Source organism: Polynucleobacter parvulilacunae (assembly GCF_018881715.1).
Classification (GTDB): Bacteria; Pseudomonadota; Gammaproteobacteria; order Burkholderiales; family Burkholderiaceae; genus Polynucleobacter; species Polynucleobacter parvulilacunae.
The window spans coordinates 1-7,339 of the sequence record NZ_JACVPW010000005.1; the positions used below are offsets into that span (position 1 = coordinate 1).

The window sequence follows — 7,339 nt, forward strand, 5'->3', positions numbered from 1 at the left end:
AGCTGTGTAATAGATTCGAGGTCGTTGTTTCATGAGCAACACTCCTTGCGCTTACGCAGTTTGTAGTGTGTTGCATCGACGGGTTGAAATCAAGGTCGTTAGCGGTCATTGCTAAGTACGCTTACCAACCTTTCATTATTGGCGCCTGTGGAGCCTGACGAGGTGCGTTAATTGTGGTGTTTGGTACAGGTGGGGTTGGTGTGGCTGTGTTGGTGCCTCTGTATGCGCCAGAAGGGCTGTAGTAGTTAGTCTGCCCGTTATCAACCTGTGAAGAGCCTGTATTCTGACCTTGAGCGTTGTAAATGTTCGTTACGCCACTGGGGCTAGTCTGCTGGTAACCCCTATATTGGCCGTTTGCGTCATAAATAGCCTGCGCCATTACATTGGTGCTGATAAAAAGTAGAATTAAGATGTATCTCATAGATAAATCATACCCCCATGCCAATGACTTGCAATAACAAAAATTCAATCTCTATTAAGGGTGTCAGCTAAATGGATACCTTTTTGACAATCTTTGTCTGGGCTTGTGTACTTGGCATCATTCTTCTGTTTCTTAATATCTCACTTGATGGCTTAAGAGCAACTGCAAAACTTTACAATCGATATGTTGGAGGATTGGCTCTTTCTGTGGCTAAAAAGCTAGGTCATGACATTGCGCCCGCCATGATCAATCTTGACCCAAGGCTGCTTGATATTAGATTGTCTTCTGGGCATGAAGAACAACTAAAGGCGCTATCAACTTATTCAGGCAGTTTTGTACCGACTAAGCCTATACGCGCTCCTATTTGGACTAAACCTGCAGCACTAGCTGTTCATCAATACGATCCATCTGCTGCTACATCAATCAGCATTGAAAGTTTGTCAGAGATTCTGACGCCATCACCATCTATTCGAGCTTCACTTGAGAATGCTTTAGCGCAGATCAAACCATTTCCAGAAGCAGCCCCAGTAAAGGGAGTAGCCGTTAAGCCTCCACCCGAAGTCCCTGTAATAGTTCCTGCATCAGATATTGAGCAACCATCAATTTACATTCCGCTCTACAACGGTTGGTTGTCATTCTTAAACGGCTTTGTTACGGCTCAATATGCAGATCAAGTTAAGCAGGTTCAAGTCGCTACAAAAAATAGATTGACCTTATTAGAGTTTGAACAGACCAGAGCGGCTGAGTTCCAAGCTGCCTCAGAGAAAGCCAAAGCCATCTATGAGAAGTTGCACAAACAACAAGAGCTAGATTACGAAGAGCAACACCTGCGCTGGAGAAATGTTAAAGAAGCGTGGGAAACCGAAGCAGAGAAAGATCGAGCAAATATTCAAGAAGAGCTTGACCTACTTGCAAGCGGCGATTTGGATTCAATGGCCGCCATATTGTTTAAGTATCTCAAGCTACCAAGATGGGTTCCATCCGAATACGAGATCGGCTATGACCCAGAGGCAGACATTGTTATCTTGGAGCATGAACTGCCTGATGTCGGTGCTGTGGTGTGGCAGAAGTTTGTTGAACAAAAAGCAGGCTACGTTAGAAAACCAGCAAATCAAAAAGAATCCAAGCAAGCTGCTGAATTGCTCTATCCAACACTAGCACTTAAGTTGTCCTATGAGATTGCTACTCAGTTAAACCTGAGTGATCAGAAAGCTATTGTCTTTAACGGCTGGTCTAACTTTGTAGTTAAGGCAACAGGCAATCAGAAACGTGCTTACTGTGTTGCGCTCATGTCTAAGGTAAATCAGTTAAAAGAACTAAATCTCGCTCAACTTGATCCACTTGTTGCATTCGGTTCACTCAAAGGTGTTGCAGCAAAGACGCTAGAGCTCACACCAATCGCACCCGCCATAACAATCAACATGAACGATCCTCGCTTTGTTGATAACAAAGAGATCGTAGGCAAGTTGTCCAGTGAGCAAAATCTAGCCAGCATGGACTGGGAAGACTTTGAGCACTTATGCCGTGAATTGTTTGAACGCGTGTTTGCTTCAAACGGTGCAGAGGTAAAGGTTACTCAAGCCTCTAGAGATCAGGGCGTTGATGCGGTCATCATGGACCCCGATCCGATACGTGGCGGCAAGATGGTTGTGCAAGCCAAGCGCTACGTTAATACGGTTGATGTCTCAGCCGTTAGAGACTTGTACGGAACCATGATGAATGAAGGCGCCATGAAGGGCATATTGGTTTGTACTAGTCAGTTTGGCCAAGAGTCATACGCCTTCATCCAAGGTAAACCGCTGACCCTAATCAATGGTAATGAATTACTTGGGCTGTTAGAGCAGCACGGTTACAAGTTCCGCATTGACCTAGAAGAAGCCAGAAAGATGATGAAGGATGCTGGTACCACTGTGGCAGGTCGCAATAAGTACGCTGGTGTATCGCACTTTAAAAACGAGGACTTATGATTTTCAAATTGGGTGATCTGTATACCCGAGTCACTATTGGAGACCATCTAGGAGATGGACGACTAAAATCAAGTCGTGAAGGCATTCTTTCATCCGGCAATTCTATTTTGTTATTTGTCACGCTTGACAAGACCAAGCAGTTGAATGCAAAGCTGCAATATAACGATTTTTTTGAGGGCAATCTATTCCACTGGGATTCTCAGACCATTCAAACCATTAATACTCCAAGAATTCAAAGAATTGTTAACGGTGAGGTAGAAGTATTACTTTTTGCAAGGGTTAATGAAAAGACAAAATCAAAATCAAACCCTTTTGTATATTGCGGCAAGCTTGCCTATAAGTCCTATGATGAGGCGACGTCCAAGCCGGTACACATGGTATTTGATTGTCTTGAGTATCAAGATGAACCTAATGCTCAGCTTGCTAAGCTATACGACTGGACCCCTTCCAATGATCGACCAAGAACAGCCCATTACATAAACGCAGCACCTAAGCCCCTTCGCGCTAAAAAAGCAAGCACTGGAGGGCAGGGATATGCAAGAGATCAGGCCTCGAAGGTAGCTACTGAGCTTCATGCAATGAAGGCTGCAATTAATTTTTATGAGGACCTAGGCTACGAGGTTGTTGATACGTCCTCAAATGAATCATTTGACCTTCTTTGTGCAAAGGGATCGGAATTGCTTAAAGTAGAGGTCAAGGGCACAGTAAGTCTTGGTAGGCAGGTATTAGTAACCGCCAATGAGGTGAAAGAAGCAAGAATGTCCGGCGTTAAAACCGATCTTTTTATTCTCCATTCAATCCAAGTATCTGAAGCAAAAGCATCTGGCGGAACAATCAATCGGATTGAGGGTTGGATTCCATCCGATGAAAGCTTAATTCCCACCATGTTTAAGCACTCTGTGTTTTAAAAACCTTGTGAATTTTGCAAAAAAATCGACGGACTTAACTTCTTTTGGGTCCCAATGGGACTCCTAGTCTCTTTTGTAAAAATGGGGGGTTGTGTTTTTAGAAAGCACCCCCACATACACCTTATGTATTTTTATGTAGTTCTTATGTAGAACTGGCCTATTTTCTTTATAATGGCCTTGCAGTAACAGGCGCAGAGCGCTGCTAAAAAGAGTTTGGTGCCCAGGAAGGGACTCGAACCCCCACAACCTTACGATCGCCAGCACCTGAAGCTGGTGCGTCTACCAATTTCGCCACCTGGGCATGCCTCTATTATAGGGGGATGGGCGTTTTAAGGCTTTTGAACCCCATTTTGGCTTTTCCCCCTCAGACTTGGTGGTTTGATACAGTAGCCTTATTCATAACAAAAATAGATATCAACAGATATATAGACAGGGCATGTATTGCCGAAGGAATTAAATGCGTAAAGCAAAAGACTTGGTGCCACGTGAGGCTGACCGCTTAGGAACAGTTCAAGGGCATCGAGATGGATTTGGATTTGTTATTCCCGATGATGGCGGCGAAGATATCTTTCTCTCTGAAAGAGAAATGTCTCGTGTCATGCACGGTGACAGAGTTAATGTCAGAGTATTAGGAACCGATCGACGTGGTCGCCCCGAAGGGCAGATCGTTGAGGTAGTTCTGCATGCCAATAAAGTAGTTATCGGTCGTCTCTTAAATGAAAATGGTGTTCTGATTGTTGCGCCAGAAGATAAGCGCATCGGTCATGACATTTTGATTCCGCCTAAAGCGCAAGGCCAAGCTAAATTAGGTCAGGTTGTTAGTGTTGAGATTATTGATTACCCAGATAGCTATCGCCAAGCAGTTGGTCGAGTAGTAGAGGTCTTAGGTGAGATTGATGATCCTGGTATGGAAATCGAAATCGCTGTACGTAAGTATGGCGTGCCGCATGAGTTTTCAGCAGCGGCCATGAAAGAGGCTGCAGCGCTGCCAGACACAGTTCAGCAAGCTGATTTGGAAGGTCGCGTTGACCTACGTGACGTACCTTTGGTGACTATCGATGGTGCTGATGCACGCGACTTTGATGATGCTGTCTACTGTGAGCCTGTCATGTATGGTCAGACCAAAGCTTGGCGTTTGATTGTTGCTATTGCTGACGTATCGCATTATGTGAAGCCTGGACAGCCGCTAGATGATGATGGTTTATTGCGCGCTACTTCGGTGTATTTCCCAAGACGCGTGATCCCAATGCTGCCAGAGAAGATCTCAAATGGTCTTTGCTCTCTTAATCCAGGAGTGGACCGTCTGTGTATGGTTTGCGACTCGGTTGTCGATAACAACGGTATTGTTTTGGCATACCAGTTCTATCCAGCGGTAATGCATTCAGCACAACGTTTTACCTACGATACGGTTTGGGAGATTCTCTCAAACAGCAAAGGTCCTGAAGCGACACGATTTGCACAGTTCCGCCCGTTGCTGGGCAACCTCTATTCACTTTATAAGATTCTGTTGGCAGCTCGTGAGAAGCGGGGCGCTATCGAGTTTGAAACCACTGAGACTCAAATCATTAGCAATGAGCTTGGCAAGATTTTACGTATTGAGCCGCGCCTTCGTAATGATGCCCATCGCTTAATTGAAGAGTGCATGTTGACTGCCAACGTATGTGCAGCCGACTTCATTGAAAAAAATAAGCATCTCAGTTTGTATCGGGTTCACGGCGAGCCTTCAGAAGAGAAGTTGGTTACGTTACGCCAAGTTCTCAGAACATCAGGTCTGTCATTGGGCGGTGGCGAGAAGCCAAAACCACGTGACTACGCTAAATTGATGCGTGAGATTAAAGAACGTCCTGATGCCAACATGCTGCAGTCAGTAGTGTTGCGCTCTATGCAGCAGGCAATGTACCAGCCAGATAACGAAGGCCACTTTGGCTTAGCTTATCCAGCGTACTCTCATTTCACTAGTCCGATTCGTCGTTATCCTGATTTGCTCACACATCGGGTAATTAAGTCGATTCTGCAAAAAAAGCCTTACGTACCAGTCTTGCCGCCTAAAGTGCCACTCAACCTGACTTTGCCGCGCAAAGGTAAGGGTCGTGAGAACGCAGTTAATGCCAAGAAATCCCAAAGCGATGCAAAAGCAGGAGCAGCCAAAGGTGCAAAGTTACCTAAGAGGGCAAACGCCGCATTGCCAATTTGGGGTCAATTAGGTGTTCACTGCTCATCTAATGAACGTCGTGCTGATGAGGCATCGCGTGACGTGGAAGCCTGGCTCAAGTGTTACTACATGCGCGACCATTTAGGTCAGGAGTATGCAGGTACTGTCACTGGTGTTGCGAACTTTGGATTATTTATTCAGCTGGAAAATCTCTTTGTCGAAGGTATGGTGCACGTCACTGAGCTTGGTGGGGATTACTTCCAATATGATGAAGCACGCCAAGAGTTACGTGGCGAGCGTACAGGTATTCGTTATCGCTTAGGTGATCGCATGCATGTATTGGTGAGTCGCGTTGATCTGGATGCGCGCAAGATTGAATTTAGTCTTGTTAAATCCGTTGGCGCAGAACCTGGTGGCTCCTCTAACCGTCGTCAGCTGCTATTAGCATCCGATACGGGTAGGCCAAACAAAAAAGCAGCCCCCCAAAGAAGTCGTGCAGATAATAAGACTCCGCAAAAGCCAAGCGGCATTAATGTAAACGCGGCTAAATCTGCGGGGACTCTAGGAGCCAACCAGTCCAAGAGCAAAGCCAACAGTAAAAATGGTAAAAACGGTAAATCCGCTAAGCCAGGCAGGTCTGTCGGCAAGCCAGCAGGTAGCAAACCTCCAGTCCGCAGCACTAAAGCGCGTCGCAAATAAAGATTAATTAGAAAAATAAGATTAAAAAAGATGAAGCAAACGAAATGAAGCAAATACTAGTAGGGTTCCATGCAGTTCAAGCGCGTTTACGCGTAGACCCAGATAGCTTGAAGTCGGTATACTTTGATTCTGGTCGTCGCGATAGACGTATGGGTGATTTTTTAAAGCAAGCCGAAGAGATTCTGGGCGAACGTTTGCATGCGGCTGATGCAGAGCGTCTACATAAATTGACGGGCCATGATCGTCACCAAGGTGTCGTTGCTTTGGCTGAAAAAATGACTGTTGCGCGCACTATTACTGAAGTGATTGAAGATGCTGAGGGTGCGCAGAAGAAGCCATTGCTCCTAGTCTTAGATGGTATTACTGATCCCCATAACTTTGGCGCTTGTCTGCGTGTAGCGGATGGTGCTGGCGTAGATGCCGTAGTAGTTCCCAAAGATCGCTCTGCATCTATCAATGCCACTGTTAGTAAAGTATCTAGCGGTGCATCAGAGGTGATACCGGTCATTACAGTGACCAACCTGGTTCGTAGTATGAAAGAGATGCAAGAAGCGGGTGTTTGGCTCATCGGTACCGATGACGAAGCCACAAAATCAATTTATGACCTCGACCTCACAGGTCCGATTGCGATTGTGATGGGGGCCGAAGGTGAGGGTATGCGCCGCCTTACAAAAGAAACCTGTGATGAGTTAGTGCGTATTCCTATGCAAGGTGCTGTCTCCAGTTTGAATGTATCTGTTGCAAGTGGCGTATGCTTGTATGAGGCATTAAGACAGCGCCTAGCAAAAGAGAATGACAAAGCTGCCAAGTAAAACAAGGAGCTTCATATGAAATGCAATATTGGACATACTGATCGCGTTCTGCGAATGACTGTTGGCGTAACGCTAATGGGTTTAGCTGGCTTTGGTATCACTGGCCCTTGGGCTTGGATAGGCGTGATCCCGCTATTAACGGGAATGATTGGTAATTGCCCAGCGTACTCGATACTGGGCATTAATACCGGTAAGAAGTAGATATTGGTCTTAGTTGCTTCCAAAATCGTATTAAAGCCATCCTTAGGATGGCTTTTCTTTTGGCGCTGATGGTCCGCTATCGGTCTTGATTTCAACCCGTCGATGCAACAGTTAGGGCAAAACGTTCTGCCGGTGTTTGATAGTTTAGTGTTTTTCTAGGGCGTTCATTGAGTTGCCTT

6 protein-coding genes and 1 tRNA gene are annotated in these 7,339 nt (G+C 45.7%); 5 read left to right on the forward strand and 2 right to left on the reverse strand.

All coding sequences use genetic code 11. The features are described from left to right. Positions 1 to 121 precede the first annotated feature (121 nt). The gene (locus ICN18_RS08380; RefSeq protein ID WP_216190062.1) at positions 122 to 421 is read right to left on the reverse strand and encodes a hypothetical protein; all 300 of its coding nucleotides are present in this window, start codon (positions 419 to 421) and stop codon (positions 122 to 124) included. Positions 422 to 492: 71 nt separating this feature from the next. Here ICN18_RS08380 and ICN18_RS08385 point away from each other — a divergent pair, with 71 nt between their 5' ends. Further along, entirely contained in the window at positions 493 to 2,388 is a 1,896-nt protein-coding gene (locus ICN18_RS08385) for a restriction endonuclease (RefSeq protein WP_216190063.1), read from the forward strand. Further along, a complete protein-coding gene (locus tag ICN18_RS08390) occupies positions 2,385 to 3,296 on the forward strand; it encodes a DUF3427 domain-containing protein (protein ID WP_216190064.1) in 912 nt (303 codons plus the stop codon). Before ICN18_RS08385 ends, ICN18_RS08390 begins: the two co-directional genes overlap by 4 nt. A gap of 214 nt (positions 3,297 to 3,510) precedes the next feature. On the opposite strand, the gene ICN18_RS08395 is transcribed toward ICN18_RS08390, so the two are convergent. Next, positions 3,511 to 3,597 (reverse strand) — tRNA-Leu (locus ICN18_RS08395). 156 nt (positions 3,598 to 3,753) lie between these two features. Between ICN18_RS08395 and rnr the strand changes: the two genes are divergently transcribed. The 3 genes from rnr to ICN18_RS08410 are packed head-to-tail and all read left to right on the forward strand — an operon-like array spanning position 3,754 to position 7,160. Further along, complete coding sequence (gene rnr, locus ICN18_RS08400) at positions 3,754 to 6,147, forward strand: ribonuclease R (RefSeq protein WP_216190065.1); 2,394 nt, start codon at positions 3,754 to 3,756, stop codon at positions 6,145 to 6,147. A 44-nt stretch (positions 6,148 to 6,191) separates the two neighbouring features. Further along, the gene (rlmB, locus tag ICN18_RS08405) at positions 6,192 to 6,959 is read left to right on the forward strand and encodes a 23S rRNA (guanosine(2251)-2'-O)-methyltransferase RlmB (RefSeq protein ID WP_216190066.1); all 768 of its coding nucleotides are present in this window, start codon (positions 6,192 to 6,194) and stop codon (positions 6,957 to 6,959) included. A gap of 15 nt (positions 6,960 to 6,974) precedes the next feature. Then, the gene (locus ICN18_RS08410) at positions 6,975 to 7,160 is read left to right on the forward strand and encodes a YgaP family membrane protein (RefSeq protein ID WP_215401206.1); all 186 of its coding nucleotides are present in this window, start codon (positions 6,975 to 6,977) and stop codon (positions 7,158 to 7,160) included. Positions 7,161 to 7,339: the final 179 nt, after the last annotated feature.